This is a genomic window from Hyphomicrobium sp. DMF-1 (assembly GCF_027886585.1).
GTDB classification, from domain to species: Bacteria; Pseudomonadota; Alphaproteobacteria; order Rhizobiales; family Hyphomicrobiaceae; genus Hyphomicrobium_C; species Hyphomicrobium_C zavarzinii.
The window spans coordinates 2,209,432-2,224,198 of sequence record NZ_CP115706.1 but is presented as its reverse complement, the minus strand read 5'-3'; the positions used below and the strand labels follow the sequence as shown (position 1 = coordinate 2,224,198).

The following is a 14,767-nucleotide window of genomic DNA, read 5'->3' as shown; positions in this document are numbered from 1 at the left end:
GAAGATCGCGATGGCGTCCTAGCACCAGCGGCGCGACGCGCCTTCCGCATCGAGCAGATGGCCGGAGACGTTGCCGCCCCTGCGGCTCGCGAGCTGAAGAGCGATGGCCGCGAGATCGGCATCAGACCCCGCCGTGTGTCCGCCGAGCGCCGCCACCGATGACGTGGGACCGATCGCATTGATGCGGATGCCGTGCTCCGCCCAGCTCGCGGCGAGCGAGCGCGTCATGTCCGCAAGCTCCGCGCGCAGCAGGTCGGAGAGCATCATGGCCCGGCCGCCCCCTACATCGGGAACGCGCACCACATTGAGGATGGCGCCTTCGATCCACACCAGGCGCATACGATTGGCCGCAACCTCGGTGAGCCGCAGCGGAAGACGCAATGCATGAGCGACGAGCGCGTCCGCGTCCTCGACCGTCTCCAGCTTCGCGACGGCCGTGGAGCTGACGGAGGCGAGATTGACGACCACGTCGAGACCGCCGAACTCCTGCACCGCAGACTGCACCAGACGGGCGGCCTCCTCGTCGCTCTGCAGCGGGTCGTTGAAAAGTTTGATGTCGGATGAGCTCTCGGCGAGCACCGCCGCAAGCTCGGTCATCTCGGGAGTATCCTCCGGCGACTGAATGATGAGGCGCGCGCCATGGTCTGCGAAGCTGCGGGCGAGATCGAAGCCCGAGGACGACGTCAGGCCGGTAATCAGAACACGGGCACCCGAAAGCTCGGGCATGGCAACATACTCGCACTGGCGCGAAATTACGCTCATCAACATCAGGGCTGGTCTCCTTCGTACGCCGGACAGAGAGGCGGCCCGGACAAGACCATAGCAGTCCGATTCGCCTAACGACATCTAAACGGCTGCTCGATTCGGGTGGCCTGTTGGCTGCCTCGTGGCGCCATTGCGGCCCTCCCGCCGGAAACCTGCTGACCAAAGCGCCACCCCGCCGATGCATCCGCGCCACGCCCCTCCCTAAGTCGGGAAACCGCCTCACGAAATCCTGGTGATACCTGTGGCCCCTCGCATTGCCTTGCGTAGGGAACCGACCGAACCTCAATCATGCGATTCGCACCGGAGTCTCGGGTGTCGCGTCCGCAAGGGTATTGGGGGAAGAGCAGAACATGACGCGAAATCAAACAGCCTCACAGACTGTTGTGGTGGTAGCGATGGGCCTGGTTGCTGGTGCCGGCGCGGTGGCGCTCTATCAGCATGCGGGCCTCCCGGGTCCGGTGGCCGCGACGGCGGCTCTTGCGGCCTATCTGCTTCTGCTCACCGTTCACACCTTCATCTGGCGCGGGGGACGCGAGGGCTTCAAGCCCGCGCGCATCCTCGACCGGCGTGAGCAGGAGCTTCGCCGCATGAAGGACGAGCCGCGTCCCGCCCCCGGCGCGGCCGGGCTTGCAGCGCCCGCCCCGGCTGCGGCACGTGCCGCCCGTCCGGCTGTCCCGCCGCCGCCGATGCCCCAGCCGCAGCGCGCCGCCACGCCTCCGCGTCCTCACGGCGCGGCCCCCTCCTATCCTGACGCCGCCCATCCGGGCCAGCCGCCGCTGAAGGCGGAGCGCCCGGCTCCGCCGCCGCTGCCGGCGACCCCCCTCGCCCCGTCCGCCGAGGCCGTGGCACAGGGAGAGGATCTCCAGGATTTCTGGTCTTTCCGTCCCACCGCGGGCCAGCAGGAGCTGCCGCCGTTCGTGACCGGGCGCGTCTCCGGCCGCGGCGCCGAGCAGACAGAGCCCGCCCGTTCGCGTGCGGCACCACAGGCTGCTCCCGCGCGGCACGCCGCGCCCCAGCAGGCCTCCGCGCCGCGCGAAGCCGACGTCGAGATCATTCAGGACGCCATCAAGAGGCTGCTGGAAGAGGTCAACGCCGCCGAGCAGCAGGAAGCACGCGCGGCCGCCGCTCAGCCGGCTCCCCAACCTGCACCCATGCAGGCGCCCCGCGCGCCGGCCGCCCCCGAGATGGGTGTCGAGCATTCCATCGACGCGCTCCGCATGACGGCAGGCTCTATGCGCGCCGCAATGGGCGAGCGCGAGGCTCCGCGCATGAGCGCGCCTCCCCCGCCGCCGCCCCGCGCTTCGGCACCGCAGCCGCCCCCGCTCCCGCCCTTCGTGCGCGGCGCGGCTCCGCAGCGCCCGTCTTCTCCGTCCGATGCCCGCGCGCGTCTGATGGCGGACGCCATCTCGGCCGGCCGCATCGACGTCGCGCTCGAGCCGATCCTCGGTCTCGAGGATCAGCAGACGCGCCACTACGAGGTGACCGTTCGCCTGCGCGACGTTGACGGCAACCCGCTCAACGTTTCCGGCGGACCTGACCTGCGCGGCACCGGCCTGCTTCCGCTGTTCGACGGCGTTCGCATCACGCGCACCGCCGCCGTAGCCCGCCGCCTGGAAGAGCGCGGCAAGGGCGGCTCCGTGTTCTCGTCCTTCAGCGGCGAGTCCGTCGCCGACGAGCACTTCCTCGGTGAGCTGGCGGAGACCCTGCACCAGCGCGCGAGCCTTGCCACGCAACTCGTCCTCTCGTTCACGCAGAGCGACGTGCGCGGCTTCTCCACGCCGGAGTGGGATTCCCTCGCCGACATGCGCGCGCTCGGTTTCCGCTTCGCACTCTCCGCCATCACCGATCTCGACATGGACTTCGAGGAGCTGGCCGAGCAGGGCTTCGCCTTCGTCAAGCTTGATGCATCCGTGTTCCTGGAAGGCCTGCCGGCCCCCAGCGGCCGCATCCCGTCGAGCGACGTCTGCCGCCATCTCGCCGCCCACGGCCTCACGCTCGTGGTCGAGCGGATCGACAACGACGAGCAGCTTGCCCGCGTGTTCGGCTTCGGCGTTCTCCTTGGCCAGGGCCAGCTCTTCGGCGGCGCCCGCCCCGTCCGTGCCGACGTGGTGAACACCCGCGCCAACACGACGGCTGCGGCCTGATCGCCGTCAAGTCTGAGTTTTACGGCCCAAGCGGCGCGCGGCACCCCCGCGCGCCGCTTGCCGAATGAGGTGCCAGCCTTTACCCATGCGGGTATGGAAACACCCGCTGAACGCATCGCCCGCGCCATCCCCATCGTCCCCTCGATCACCGGCCTCGCCGCAGGCCGGGACGTCTGGCTGACGGACATCTGGGGCGTCATTCACAACGGCGTCGAGCCGTTCGCATCCGCCTGCGAAGCCTGCACGCGCTTCCGGCTGGCCGGCGGCACCGTACTGCTGCTCTCCAACGCGCCCCGCCCCGCCGCAAACATCGCCGTGCAGCTCGACCGCATCGGCGTACCGCGCTTTGCCTGGGATACCATCGTGACATCCGGCGACGCAGCCCGTGCCTTCGTCGGCGCATTCGCGGGCAAGAACGTGTTTCACCTCGGCCCCGAGCGCGATCTCGCACTCTACGATGGCCTCGGCGTCACGCTTTCCGACCCCGGCGATGCCGACGCCGTCTCCTGCACCGGCCTCTTCGACGACGAGATCGAAACCCCGGACGATTACGCCCCCATGCTCGCAGACTTTGCCGCGCGCAAGCTGCCGATGGTGTGCGCGAACCCGGATCTCACCGTCGAGCGCGGCTCGAACATCATTTATTGCGCGGGCGCGCTGGCATCCGCCTACGAAGCGCTCGGCGGAAGCGTGTCCTACGCCGGCAAGCCCTATTTGCCCGTCTACGACCTGGCGCTTGCCGAGGTGGAAAGGCTCAAGGGGAAGGCCGTGCCGCGTGAGCGCATTCTCGCCATCGGCGACGGCATCCGCACCGACATCAAAGGCGCGGCGGCAGCCGGCATCGACAGCGTGTTCATCGCAAGCGGCGTTCACGTCTCGTCGGGGCTGTCCAGCGACACGCTGAGCACTCTCTTCCCCGATCCGGACATCAGCCCCATCGCGGCCATGTCCGTGCTCCACTGGTGAGCGCCAAACGTTCGACGGCCTAGGCGCCCGCCACCGTAAGCACGATCTTGCCGATGTGCTGGCTCGTCTCCATCCGCGCATGCGCATCGGCTGCCTTGGAAAGCGGAAACGTGCTGTCCACGATCACACGCACCTTGCCGCTTTCCACGAGCGGCAGAGCATGTGTCTCGACACCGCGCGCGATCGCACCCTTGATCTCCGTCGGACGGATGCGCAGCGTCGAGCCGGTCAGCGTCAGACGCTTCAGCATCACGCGCATCATGTCGACGGTGACTTTCGAGCCCGATTGATAGCCGATGTTGACGAGACGCCCGTCGTCGGCGAGCGAGCGGATGTTGCGGTCCACGTAATCGCCGCCCACCATGTCGAGGATGACATCGACACCGCGCCCCTGCGTCTCCGCCTTCACCACCTCGGTGAAATCTTCCTGCGTGTAGTCAACCGCGCGCTCTGCGCCGAGCGCAACGCACGCCTCGCACTTTTTTGCGGAGCCCGCCGTCGTGATCACCTTGGCACCGAGCGCCGCCGCAAGCTGGATCGCCGTCACGCCGATGCCGCTCGATCCGCCATGCACCAGGAGCCACTCTCCGCTCTTGAGCCCGCCGCGCTCGAACACGTTGTGCCAGACCGTGAAGAACGTTTCCGGAATGGCTGCGGCCTCGACCATGGAGACGCCCTTGGGAACGGCAAGTGTCGCAGGCTCCTCCGCGAGAGCGTACTCCGCATAGCCGCCGCCGTTCAGCAGCGCCATGACGCGGTCGCCGATCTTGAAGCGCGACGCACCCTCTCCCAGCGCCGCGATAGTTCCCGCAACCTCGAGCCCCGGCAGCTCCGAATGTCCTTTGGGCGCCGGATAGAGCCCCTTGCGCTGAAGCACGTCCGGACGGTTCACGCCCGCCGCTTCCACCTTGATCAGCACCTGTCCCGCGCCGGGCGAAGGAACAGGGCGCTGCTCCGCGGTCAGCACCTCGGGTCCACCTTTGCCCGCGATGGCGATGACGGTCATGGTTTCGGGCAGTGCGCTCATGTCTTGGAAACTCCGGCAGAAGAACGTCGATGATGCGCCATACCTGCCCGAGCGCGCGCAGGGTTACAAGCAGAGGTGCTTGAGACGGGACGGCGAAAATGACACGTTCGACCCAAAGTGAGAGAAAGTGCGACCGGGAGCGACCGACATGGACTGGGACGACGCAAGGCCCGCACCGCCGAAATCCGCAAGTATTGGCGACAATCTGGAGACATTCTCCGTGTCCGAGCTGGAGAGCCGTATCGCGGCGCTGGAGGCGGAAATCGAGCGCGTGAAGGCCGAGCTTGCGCGCAAGCGTGCCCACGAGAACGCGGCCGCCGCACTGTTCAAAAAACCAGGAAGCTGACAAAAATCGGGCTCGGACGCCCCGAAGCATCCGCACTGACCCGCATTGACCGGGGCGCGCCAGGCCGATAGCATCCGCCCCCTTCGCAACATGGAGTGGCCTCGATGCACATCGACGGCCGCAAACAAAGTGACCGAACTTCTGATTGTTACGGCCCTGATCCTACTCAACGGCCTCTTTGCTCTTTCTGAACTTGCGGTTGTATCGAGCCGCCAACCCCGACTGAAGGCTTTGGCCGCATCCGGCCATCCGGGCGCCAAACGCGCCCTGGCTTTGTCTGCAGATCCCGGCCGCTTCCTCTCTGCCGTGCAGATCGGCATTACGCTGATCGGCATCATCAACGGCGCCTACTCGGGCGAAACCTTCGGTGAATATGCCTACACCGCGCTACGCGAAGCCGGCCTCCCGGATGCTGTGGCCGCGCCTCTCGGCTACGGCACCGTCATTGCCGTCATCACATATCTCTCCGTAATCATCGGCGAGCTTGTTCCGAAGAACATCGCGCTGCGCAATGCCGAGCGCATTGCCTGCGCCGTCGCCCCAGCTATGGCCGCCTTCTCGAGCCTGGCGAGACCGGCCGTATGGCTGCTCGACACATCGACACGCCTCGTGTTCCGCGTCTTCGGACAGAAAGAAGCGAGCGAAAGCCAGGTATCCGACGAGGAAATTTCGATCGTGATCGCCGAGGCGGAAGCCGCAGGCGTGCTCGAATCCCATGAGCGCGAGATGATCTCCGGCGTGATGCGTCTCGGCGACCGCACCGTCGTGGGCCTCATGACGCCGCGCACGGATGTGGACTGGATCGACATCTCGCTGTCAACTCACGAGATCCGCGAACAACTGATCGAGACGCCTCATTCGCTGATCCCCGTCGGCGAAGGCTCGGTCGATCAGCTCGTCGGCATCGTGCGCACGCGCGAGCTCTTGGCCGCCATCCTGGCAGGCAAGCCGCTCGACATCCGCAGCCACCTGCGCAAGGTGCCGATAATCCCAGAGACCATGGATGCGCTCGACGCGTTGAATGTGCTCCGCGAGGCCGACGTGCCCATCGCGCTGATTCACGACGAGTACGGACATTTCGAGGGGCTGGTGACACCCGCAGACGTCCTCGAGGCGATCGTGGGCGTGTTCAAATCCGATTCCGAAGAGCCGAACGCCACCCAGCGCGACGACGGCTCCTGGCTGCTTTCTGGCTCCATGCCTGCCGACGAGATGGCGGATCTGTTGGGCTTCCCTCTGCCGGAACGGCGCCCCTACGCGACGGTTGCCGGACTGGTGCTCGCCGAGCTGCAGCACATTCCCAAGACGGGTGAGAAGATCCGGTCCGGAAACTGGCTGTTCGAGGTCGTGGATCTCGACGGGCGGCGCATCGACAAGGTGCTGGCTTCCCGCATGGTGCCCGAAACCGTCTGACATCCGCCGTGAGACGTGGCGAGCCTTATGCTCGATTGTGCAGGCATTCGGCACGGGCTGCCGTGCGAGAGACACGCAGTGCCGTCGTTGTCTCACATTGAAGCAAAACGTTTACCCACAGGTGCCCCGCAAACGTGAATGCAAAAACGATTCGGAACTCGTCAATCATTAAGCCTTCGTTAGGGAACGGGGCGTATCGTCCTCGTCATCCAGATATCTGGATCCTGGGTGGTGCCTAGCCACCCTGTTTGACGCCTCCCTGTTGACTTCTGAGCCGCCGTGAGGCGGCTCATTTTTTTCCGGCGCGGCTCTTGCAAGGATCCGGACATGGATCGCGCGCATCGCGTTGTCTCCTTCTTGGCCAAGTTGTTAACCCTGGCCTCTTAGGATCTATCGATGCTATGGTGACCAATGTGTAGGCGTTTGTATCGAAGCGTATGATGAACAACGGTTCCCGCGTAGAAAGCCTGTTCGCGAGCAAGGGCGAGACGGTCTCCTTCGGAGAGCGTTTCCAGGCCTCCGAGCAGTTCGACAAAGTCTTCTCCGAAGGCATGGCCCTGGTCGAGCGATCGGCCGCCTATCTCGATGGCGAAGGACGCCGCGAGTCCAAGGGTCTCCCCAGCCAGATCACCGTCCTCTATGCGACCGAGAGCATGCGCCTCACGACGCGCCTGCTGGAACTCGCATCCTGGCTCTTGATCCGCCGCGCCCTCAAGGAAGGCGAGATCACGAGAGAGGAAGCAGAAGCCAAGCGCGCACGCGTCAAGCTGCAGACGCTCGGCCGTCCCGCGCACACCAAGGGCTTCGCAGACCTGCCGCAGGGGCTTCGCGACCTGATCGACGCGAGCTTCATGCTCCACGATCGCATCGTGCAGCTCGATCGCGCGATGCTGCCGCAGCAGCAGACAGGAACGGAAGCCGAAGCGCCCGTGAACCCCGTCGCCTCCCAGCTCAACACGCTGGAGCGCGCCTTCGCGAGCGGCTTGCGCACGGCCTCGGCTCGCTGAGGCTCGAGGCCGGTAACCCAAATGCAAAAAGGCCCGGCGAAAACCGGGCCTTTTGTTTTTTCGGACTTGAAACCTAGCCCGCGGCAACGCGCCACAGGAAGCGAGGGGCGCCTTCGCCCCTGCCCCGCGCGCTCCGAGGCTTAGAAAATGCCTTCGAACTTCTTCTTGAAGCGCGACAGACGGCCACCGCGGTCCATCAGGCGCTGATCGCCACCCGTCCAAGCCGGATGCGAGGTGGGATCGATGTCGAGATGCAGCTCATCGCCCTCCTTGCCGTAGGTGGAGTAGGTAACGAATTGCGTCCCATCGGTCATCTTGACCGTGATCTGGTGATAATCGGGATGCAGATCGGCGTCTTTCTTCATGACCGTAGCTCGCTGCAAAATGGGGCCGGAGGGCAGGGAACTGCGCAGATATGCGCGCAGCAACGCCCAAAAGCGGCGGAATGCCCGACACGGCACGACCCCGAATTTCTGGATGCGCTTCTATAGTCGAGATGCCCGGCCCGCACAAGCATCGAAAAAGCGCCCTACTGAGGGGTTCTAACTTGCTCAAAATCAAGGGTTCCCAACCGTTTTCTCCCTTAACGTTCGCCATCGGCCTGAGAAACGCGGCATTCCGTTTCAGGCAACCGGATGGCGTTGACGCCAGGGGCCTGCGTCCCGCATGGTCCCGCTTAACGAAAGACACCCAAAGAGGTGCGACGGGAAACGCCCAACGCGAAAGACCGAGATTTGAGCTCAAGTGAAAATGCGCGGGGTGGAACTCCCCTGCCCGCCAATACCACATCCACCGACGAAACGCCGGCCTCCGGGCGCGCGTCCCTGCGGCCCCTCCTCGCTCTCAAGCCCTATCTGCTCCGCCACCCCGGCCGACTGGCCGGCGCAGCCGTTGCCCTCGTCCTCTCGGCTGGCGCCATGCTCGCCGTGCCGATGGCCGTCCGCCGGATGATCGACAATGGCTTCGGCGCCCGCGACGGCGGGATGATCGACCAGTATTTCATGATGATGATCGCGATCGGCCTCGTGCTCGCGATCGCCAGCGCCTCCCGCTTCTATCTCGTCAACTGGATCGGCGAGCGCGTGGTGGCCGATCTGCGCGCCGACGTGTTCGCCCACCTCGCCCGCCTTGGACCGGACTTCTACGAGCGCACGCATTCCGGCGAGGTGATGAGCCGCCTGACCGCTGACACCACCCAGGTTAAGGCGGTAGCGGGCTCCTCTATCTCCCAGGCGCTCCGCAACGCCATCATGCTGATCGGCGCGCTCGTGATGATGATCATCACGAGCCCGAGCCTGTCGCTGCTCGTGCTGATCGCCATCCCCGTCATCGTGCTTCCTCTCATCGGCTACGGACGCGTCGTCCGCCGCCTGTCGCGCCGCGCCCAGGATACCCTGGCGGAAGCTTCGGCCTACGCGGCGGAGAACCTCGCCGCCGTCCGCACCATGCAGGCGTTCGGTCATGAAGGCGCCGTCGCCGGCCGCTTCGCCGCCTCCGTCGAGCGCTCGTTCACCGCCGCGCGCGAGCGCATGATGGCGCGCGCCGGCCTCACCGGCCTCGTCATCCTGCTCGTCGTCTCGAGCATCGTCGGCGTACTTTGGTACGGCGCGTCCTCCGTCATCAGCGGAGAGATCAGCGGCGGACGCCTCAGCCAGTTCGTAATCTACGCGCTGTTCGCGGCCGGCGCCCTCGGAGAGCTGTCGGAGGTGTGGGGTGAGACCACGCAGGCCGCAGGCGCCGCTGAGCGCATCACCGAGTTCCTCACCATAGAGCCCGAGATCAAGTCGCCGGCAAATCCGGTGCCGCTGCCTCTGCCGGTGAAAGGCGAGATCGAGTTCCGCAACGTGCGCTTCGCCTACACCGGACGCACGAATGCCCCGGCCCTCGACGGCGTGTCGTTCCGCGTCGCGCCGGGCGAGCGCGTGGCACTCGTCGGTCCCTCCGGCGCCGGCAAATCGACCGTCCTCAACCTGATCCTGCGCTTCTACGATCCGGCGAGCGGGCAGATCCTGATCGACGGCATCGACATCTCCCACCTCGCACTCGATGCGCTGCGCGGCACCACCGCCCTCGTCCCGCAGGAGGTGGCTCTGTTCGCCGATACGGTGATCGAAAACATCCGCTACGGCACACCCAATGCGGCCGAGACGGACGTGGTCCGCGCCGCCGTTGCCGCCCAGGCCGACGCCTTCATTCGCGCGCTTCCGCAAGGATACGAAACCCGCCTCGGCGAGCGCGGGGTCTCGCTTTCGGGCGGCCAGCGCCAGCGCATCGCCATCGCCCGCGCCATTCTCAAGAACGCGCCGATCCTGCTTTTGGACGAGGCGACCAGCGCCCTCGACACCGAGAACGAGCTGGCCGTGCAGCGCGCGCTCGACGCCCTAACCAAGGGTCGCACCACCATCGTCGTCGCTCACCGGCTTTCCACGGTGCAGAACGCCGATCGCATCCTGGTGCTCGACAACGGCCACATCGTCGAAAGCGGAACCCATCGTGAGCTTGTGCAGCGGAGCGGCCTCTACGCGCGCCTTTCCGAATTGCAGTTCGGCAGCGAAGCAGCCGAATAGCAAGCTCTATCGCCGGAACGGAGACGCTATTGCGCCGTCGCCCCGAAAGCGGCGGCCGATTGCTGCCCGTGACGCTTCAGAACCTCACGCGCCTTCTGCACCACCGAATCCGCGATCGCCGCATGTCCTTCGGCCGTGGGATGGAACGCACCCGAGTAGGTGGAGGCCAGTAGCACCTGGAACCATGAGAAGCTCTGCAGCTTGAGCACCTTCTGCATCACCGACCCGGCGACGTGGAAGTTGCCGGTCAAAAACGCATCGTTCGGTGTGCGGAACCAGCGCTGGCGCGCCGCGTAAGCCTCGTAATGCGCGGGGTTGTAAGGCACCCAGACGTCCCCATGGCGGCGTGGCAGCCGCAGGTCATCCGCAATCGAGCCGAGCCCGTTCGTATGCCCCGCGCACAGCCCCCGTCCCACGAACGTCTTGCGATGGCCCTCGACGAACGTCCAGCCGTGCGTGTGCGCGCTCTTCTCCATCACCTGGTCGAGCTTGTCGGCGAGCCACGCGCTCGATAGCGCCGCCTTCTGCGTGATCGCGAACTCGTTGAACACCTCCATGCCCGCCGTTCCGTCCGGGCACATGGCGCCCGCATCGTCGAGAAGCGCGAACGGAGGATAGGCCGTGAGAATGACGCGGTCGCTCTCGTCCCAGGGGATGTGCAGAATGCCGTGCACCGCGCGGTTCATGGCCTTGTAGCGCTCGTCGAGCCGGTCGAGCAGCGCCTCGCTCTCCTGGTTTCCGTGCACCTGGCCGAACCAGCCGCCCAGGCTGCGCACCAGCGAGGAGTCCGACAGCACCGCGTTCGCGACGAGACGCGCAAAGCCCACGTCGTTGCCGCCGATGGACATCATCAGAAGATCGATCTTGCGCGATTGATCCACCGGGCACTTGTTGAGCACGAGGCCGCCTTGCAGCTCGGAGATCGTGCCCTTCATGTGGAACGCCTCCGGCATGTCCTGCAACGGAGCTTCACGCTTTCCGCACTGCGCATCCGCCACGGCCGAGATCTGCGAAAGGTCCGGCGGACGCGGCACCCACTCGTTGCCCTTGTAGCGCAGGAACAGTCCCCACGTGACCTCGGCGCCCGAGCAGGCGAACCCCGTGTACGTCACAGCCCGATGCGGATCCTCCACCGCAAGCTCGAGCGCCGCGCGGAGCTGATACGAATAGAGCGAGCGATGGCACGCCTGATCCAGCCAGCGCGCGTTCTCCTTCACGAACTCGTCGTCGCCCACCTGCTTCCACGCGCCTACGCGCGCTGGATATCCGGTGAGGTCGCCTGTTCCTTCGCCCTTGCCATAGGCGATGGTCCGCTCGGGCGAGAAGCGCACGGGCACATCCGGATTGCCTTCACCCGAGCCGAAGCTGTCGCCGATGCCCACCACGAAGATGTCTCGCACCTTGATCTCGGTCGATGCCACCGTGATGCCGCCCACCTCCACGCGCACGGAAAGCCCATGCGGATAGGGTGCTGTCAGCGTGAGCGGCTCACCGCAAGCCTGCGTGATCACGTTCTCGCCACCGTCGCCGCCGCCGAGGGCCGACGAGAACCAGCGGCAATCGACGGTCGGCTCCGGCATGCCCTTGAGCGAGACCACCACGCGATGGCGATCCGGATTGACGTAATCGCTCTTGTCTGGGCAGACGTGCCTGTTGCGCGGTCCCGCCCAGCACGTCTTGCGGAACATGCTCTCCGCCCAGCCGTCGTCATGCCGCCGGCTCAGTGCATGCTCGGCCGCGAGGACTGGTGCCGCGTCGCGCTGCTCGGGCGAAAGCGCGAGATAGGTCGCGCGATGAACCTCGGTGTCCTTGGGATCGGCGAAGAAGCGGAACGGATTCTCGACCCGCCATTCGATCTCGACCGAAGCAAGCTGCATCAGCTCGTCGATGCCGGGCGTCGCCGGATCGGCCGGCAGAGGCAAGGCGTTTGGAGTGGCCCCGGACGGCGCGGGCACGACGTAAGGATCCACCGCCTGGCCGACGGACGGGCCTCCCGGCGCCGCCGGATCGTTCGGCACTCCAGGATCGGGCGATACTTGCGGATCGGGAGACACCTGCGCATCGGGCAATGCTCGCGGGTCCGCGCGTCCTTCGCTTTCCACGGGAGCGCTCTGGCCCCACTGAGCGATGGTGACGGCCCCCGCGTCATCTCCGGCCGCACGAGGCTCAGAAATGGCGAGACCGGCCGCGAGAGCGAAACCGATGGCTGATGAAGCGATGAAACGAAGCATGCCCGTCAACGATCCCGATGATCTCGCCCGCCAACGACACCGGCAGGCTAAACGCGGCCCCTCCAATGAGCGAACCACAGTCTGGTGACACGCGAAAGCGGAGAAATATCCGCGACTTCCAGCAAAGCGTCCCGTTTCGGTCTACGGAGCGCCTGCAGGTACGGCTCGATCAGCGAGAGCGGCAGATACGCGGCCATCGCTGCTGCGCTGACGCGTCCCCTCACGTCCCTGAACTGTTTGAGCGAGGCCTGCGCCTCGTCTGCAAGCCGCACCGATAACGTTCCCATGGCCTCCCGCGCCTCGTTTTGCGGGGCTCCCCGCGGATCGCGGACCCCATTCAAAACCGTCTCGGGAAGCGGCAGACGACCATGCGCAACATGCTGTGGCAAGGTGAGGGCAAGCCGCGTCAAAGCCAGCGCCCGCCCCGCAGAATCGACCGCCCGTTCCGAATTCTGCGCGCCTCCCTCGCCCAGCACGGAAAGCGCGAGCCGAATTGCCGCACCCTCCGTCTCCTCGGCGTAGAGATCGAATTCGCGCGCATCGGGAATGCCGTCCTCGTAGAGCTCCCGCGAAACACCTTCGAGCGGCGCCAGCACCAACTCACGGCGAAGCGAGCGGCGACTGGCGAGCGCGTTCATCGCATCCGCCACGGGATGCCCGCTCACGGCGCCCGCCTGGGCCAGCGTATCGCGCCACCACTGAAGCCGGATCTCTCCGATCGCCGCGTCCCGCGTGATGAGCGGAATACGGCGCAGCTCTCCGAGATAAGCGGCAATCACCACGAGGTCGTCGCGCGCGCGAGGCGGTGCAAGCAGCGCTGAAAGATAACGGTCCTGCTCGTGCTCGCGCGCCGCGTCGCGAACGGAAAGAACGGGCGCCTCGGCATCTGCGAGCGGATTGGCCGCGCTCATGGACGATGCTTTCCTATTCGACGGCGATCAGCGCCGCCGCGATCACGCGCCCCTCGGCGAGCAGCACGTTGTAGGTTCGCGCCGCGGCCCCCGTATCCATGACCTCGAGCCAGAGCCCAGCATCCTCGAACAGCTTGCGGATTTCACGGCTCGGCCGCACGAGCGCCCGCCCGGTCCCGAGCAGAAGAAACGACAGCCCGCCCCCAAGCCCGAGCACCGGCGCCAGCGCCTCCTGATCGAGCCCCTCGACCGACGTCGCCTGCCAGCCCCAGATGCCGGAGGGCAGGCACAGGAGAGACCCTTTGTGGCTCATGCCGCCGAAGCGGAAGCCGCCGTTGCCGTAAGCCTCGATCGGAACCTGCCGGGGCAGATGCGCCTGATAACCCATTTGGGCCGCCTACCCCAGAACCGAGCCAGCTAGGGCCGCGCGGGCGTTCCGGCGGCCGCCTTCTGCGTTTCGTCGCTCCAGTCGCGCTTGATGCCGAGATAGTCGATGACCGGCGCCGAGATGAAGATCGACGAGTAGGTGCCGATGATCACGCCAAACAGCATCGCGAACGTGAAGTTCTGCATCACCTCGCCGCCCAGGAAGAACAGCGCGAACAGCACCGCGATCGTCGTCACGCCCGTGAGAATGGTGCGCGACAGCGTCTCGTTGATCGAGAGGTTGAGCAGCTCCGTCAGCGGCATCTTTTTGTACTTGCGCAAGTTCTCTCGAATTCGGTCCGCGACCACGACGGAATCGTTCACCGAGTAGCCGAGAATGGTGAGCAGAGCCGCGACGATCGAGAGATCGAACGCGAGCTGGAAGAGCGAAAAAATGCCGGCCGTCACCAGCACGTCGTGGAAGAGGCCGAGCACCACGCCGACCGAGAACTGCCACTCGAAACGGAACCACACGTAGGTCACGATGGCCGCGATCGACGCGAGCACCGCAATCAGGCCTGTTGTGCGAAGCTCGCTCGAAACCGCAGGACCCACCACCTCGATGCGCCGCTGCTCATAGTCGGAGCCGAGCGTATCGAGCACCTTGTTTGCGGCTGCCTGCTGAGCTTCCTCCTCGCCCGGCTGCTGCTCGATTCGGATCAGCGCGTCGGCTTCCGAGCCGAAGCTCTGGATCTGCACGTCGCCGAGACCGAGCGTCGCAAGCTTGTCGCGCATCACGCCGATGTCGGCCTTGCCGGACTTCGCCCGCACCTCGATCAGCGAGCCGCCCTTGAAATCGACGCCGTAGTTGAAGCCTTTGATCAGGATGACTCCGAACGAGAGCACCATCGCGATGATGGAGAGCCCGACGCACAGCCCCTTGTAGTCCATGAACGGCAGACGCGTTCCGTGGGGAAAGAAGTCATTACCCTTGAAGTCGGGCACAAGGAACATTGTGGGAGAC

General features: G+C 65.9%; 13 protein-coding genes. 6 read left to right on the top strand and 7 right to left on the bottom strand.

The genetic code is table 11. The features are described from left to right. Positions 1–18: 18 nt before the first annotated feature. Complete coding sequence (locus tag PE058_RS10170) at positions 19–768, bottom strand: SDR family oxidoreductase (RefSeq protein WP_020087181.1); 750 nt, start codon at positions 766–768, stop codon at positions 19–21. Between the two features lie 347 nt (positions 769–1,115). On the opposite strand from PE058_RS10170, the gene PE058_RS10165 reads away from it, so the two are divergent. Further along, positions 1,116–2,909, top strand: coding sequence for an EAL domain-containing protein (locus tag PE058_RS10165; RefSeq protein ID WP_156827494.1), 1,794 nt, complete (start codon positions 1,116–1,118; stop codon positions 2,907–2,909). A 93-nt stretch (positions 2,910–3,002) separates the two neighbouring features. Next, positions 3,003–3,875, top strand: a complete 873-nt coding sequence (locus tag PE058_RS10160) for a TIGR01459 family HAD-type hydrolase (protein WP_271030529.1) — start codon at positions 3,003–3,005, stop codon at positions 3,873–3,875. A 19-nt stretch (positions 3,876–3,894) separates the two neighbouring features. Here PE058_RS10160 and PE058_RS10155 read toward each other — a convergent pair whose 3' ends face one another. Continuing rightward, positions 3,895–4,902, bottom strand: a complete 1,008-nt coding sequence (locus PE058_RS10155) for an NAD(P)H-quinone oxidoreductase (RefSeq protein WP_271030528.1) — start codon at positions 4,900–4,902, stop codon at positions 3,895–3,897. A gap of 148 nt (positions 4,903–5,050) precedes the next feature. Between PE058_RS10155 and PE058_RS10150 the strand changes: the two genes are divergently transcribed. The 3 genes from PE058_RS10150 to rcdA all read left to right on the top strand — a co-directional run bounded on the left by PE058_RS10150 (position 5,051) and on the right by rcdA (position 7,668). Continuing rightward, complete coding sequence (locus PE058_RS10150) at positions 5,051–5,248, top strand: DUF1192 domain-containing protein (protein ID WP_271030527.1); 198 nt, start codon at positions 5,051–5,053, stop codon at positions 5,246–5,248. A gap of 129 nt (positions 5,249–5,377) precedes the next feature. Further along, entirely contained in the window at positions 5,378–6,661 is a 1,284-nt protein-coding gene (locus PE058_RS10145; protein WP_271030526.1) for a hemolysin family protein, read from the top strand. A 440-nt stretch (positions 6,662–7,101) separates the two neighbouring features. Beyond that, on the top strand, positions 7,102–7,668 hold the full coding sequence (gene rcdA, locus PE058_RS10140) for a protease adaptor protein RcdA (protein WP_020665387.1): 567 nt from the start codon (positions 7,102–7,104) through the stop codon (positions 7,666–7,668). A gap of 140 nt (positions 7,669–7,808) precedes the next feature. Here the strand turns inward: rcdA and rpmE are convergent, their stop codons facing one another. Continuing rightward, entirely contained in the window at positions 7,809–8,033 is a 225-nt protein-coding gene (gene rpmE, locus PE058_RS10135) for a 50S ribosomal protein L31 (protein WP_020087173.1), read from the bottom strand. 369 nt (positions 8,034–8,402) lie between these two features. On the opposite strand from rpmE, the gene PE058_RS10130 reads away from it, so the two are divergent. Then, complete coding sequence (locus PE058_RS10130) at positions 8,403–10,235, top strand: ABC transporter transmembrane domain-containing protein (RefSeq protein ID WP_020087172.1); 1,833 nt, start codon at positions 8,403–8,405, stop codon at positions 10,233–10,235. 26 nt (positions 10,236–10,261) lie between these two features. On the opposite strand, the gene PE058_RS10125 is transcribed toward PE058_RS10130, so the two are convergent. The 4 genes from PE058_RS10125 to secF are packed head-to-tail and all read right to left on the bottom strand — an operon-like array spanning position 10,262 to position 14,757. Then, positions 10,262–12,466: a hypothetical protein gene (locus PE058_RS10125; RefSeq protein ID WP_271030525.1), complete on the bottom strand. Its 2,205-nt coding sequence runs from the start codon at positions 12,464–12,466 to the stop codon at positions 10,262–10,264. Between the two features lie 47 nt (positions 12,467–12,513). Then, positions 12,514–13,377 (bottom strand): squalene/phytoene synthase family protein, encoded by an 864-nt coding sequence (locus tag PE058_RS10120; protein WP_020087170.1) that lies wholly within the window; start codon positions 13,375–13,377, stop codon positions 12,514–12,516. A gap of 13 nt (positions 13,378–13,390) precedes the next feature. Then, a complete protein-coding gene (locus PE058_RS10115; protein WP_020087169.1) occupies positions 13,391–13,765 on the bottom strand; it encodes an Mth938-like domain-containing protein in 375 nt (124 codons plus the stop codon). Between the two features lie 29 nt (positions 13,766–13,794). Further along, a complete protein-coding gene (gene secF / locus PE058_RS10110) occupies positions 13,795–14,757 on the bottom strand; it encodes a protein translocase subunit SecF (RefSeq protein ID WP_271030524.1) in 963 nt (320 codons plus the stop codon). Positions 14,758–14,767 lie beyond the last annotated feature (10 nt).

Coding starts and splice junctions, on each gene's coding strand:
- PE058_RS10170 (WP_020087181.1), bottom strand. CDS start 768: ATGTTGATGAGCGTAATTTCGCGCCAGTGCGAGTATGTTGCCATGCCC.
- PE058_RS10165 (WP_156827494.1), top strand. CDS start 1,116: ATGACGCGAAATCAAACAGCCTCACAGACTGTTGTGGTGGTAGCGATG.
- PE058_RS10160 (WP_271030529.1), top strand. CDS start 3,003: ATGGAAACACCCGCTGAACGCATCGCCCGCGCCATCCCCATCGTCCCC.
- PE058_RS10155 (WP_271030528.1), bottom strand. CDS start 4,902: ATGAGCGCACTGCCCGAAACCATGACCGTCATCGCCATCGCGGGCAAA.
- PE058_RS10150 (WP_271030527.1), top strand. CDS start 5,051: ATGGACTGGGACGACGCAAGGCCCGCACCGCCGAAATCCGCAAGTATT.
- rcdA (WP_020665387.1), top strand. CDS start 7,102: ATGAACAACGGTTCCCGCGTAGAAAGCCTGTTCGCGAGCAAGGGCGAG.
- rpmE (WP_020087173.1), bottom strand. CDS start 8,033: ATGAAGAAAGACGCCGATCTGCATCCCGATTATCACCAGATCACGGTC.
- PE058_RS10125 (WP_271030525.1), bottom strand. CDS start 12,466: ATGCTTCGTTTCATCGCTTCATCAGCCATCGGTTTCGCTCTCGCGGCC.
- PE058_RS10120 (WP_020087170.1), bottom strand. CDS start 13,377: ATGAGCGCGGCCAATCCGCTCGCAGATGCCGAGGCGCCCGTTCTTTCC.
- PE058_RS10115 (WP_020087169.1), bottom strand. CDS start 13,765: ATGGGTTATCAGGCGCATCTGCCCCGGCAGGTTCCGATCGAGGCTTAC.
- secF (WP_271030524.1), bottom strand. CDS start 14,757: ATGTTCCTTGTGCCCGACTTCAAGGGTAATGACTTCTTTCCCCACGGA.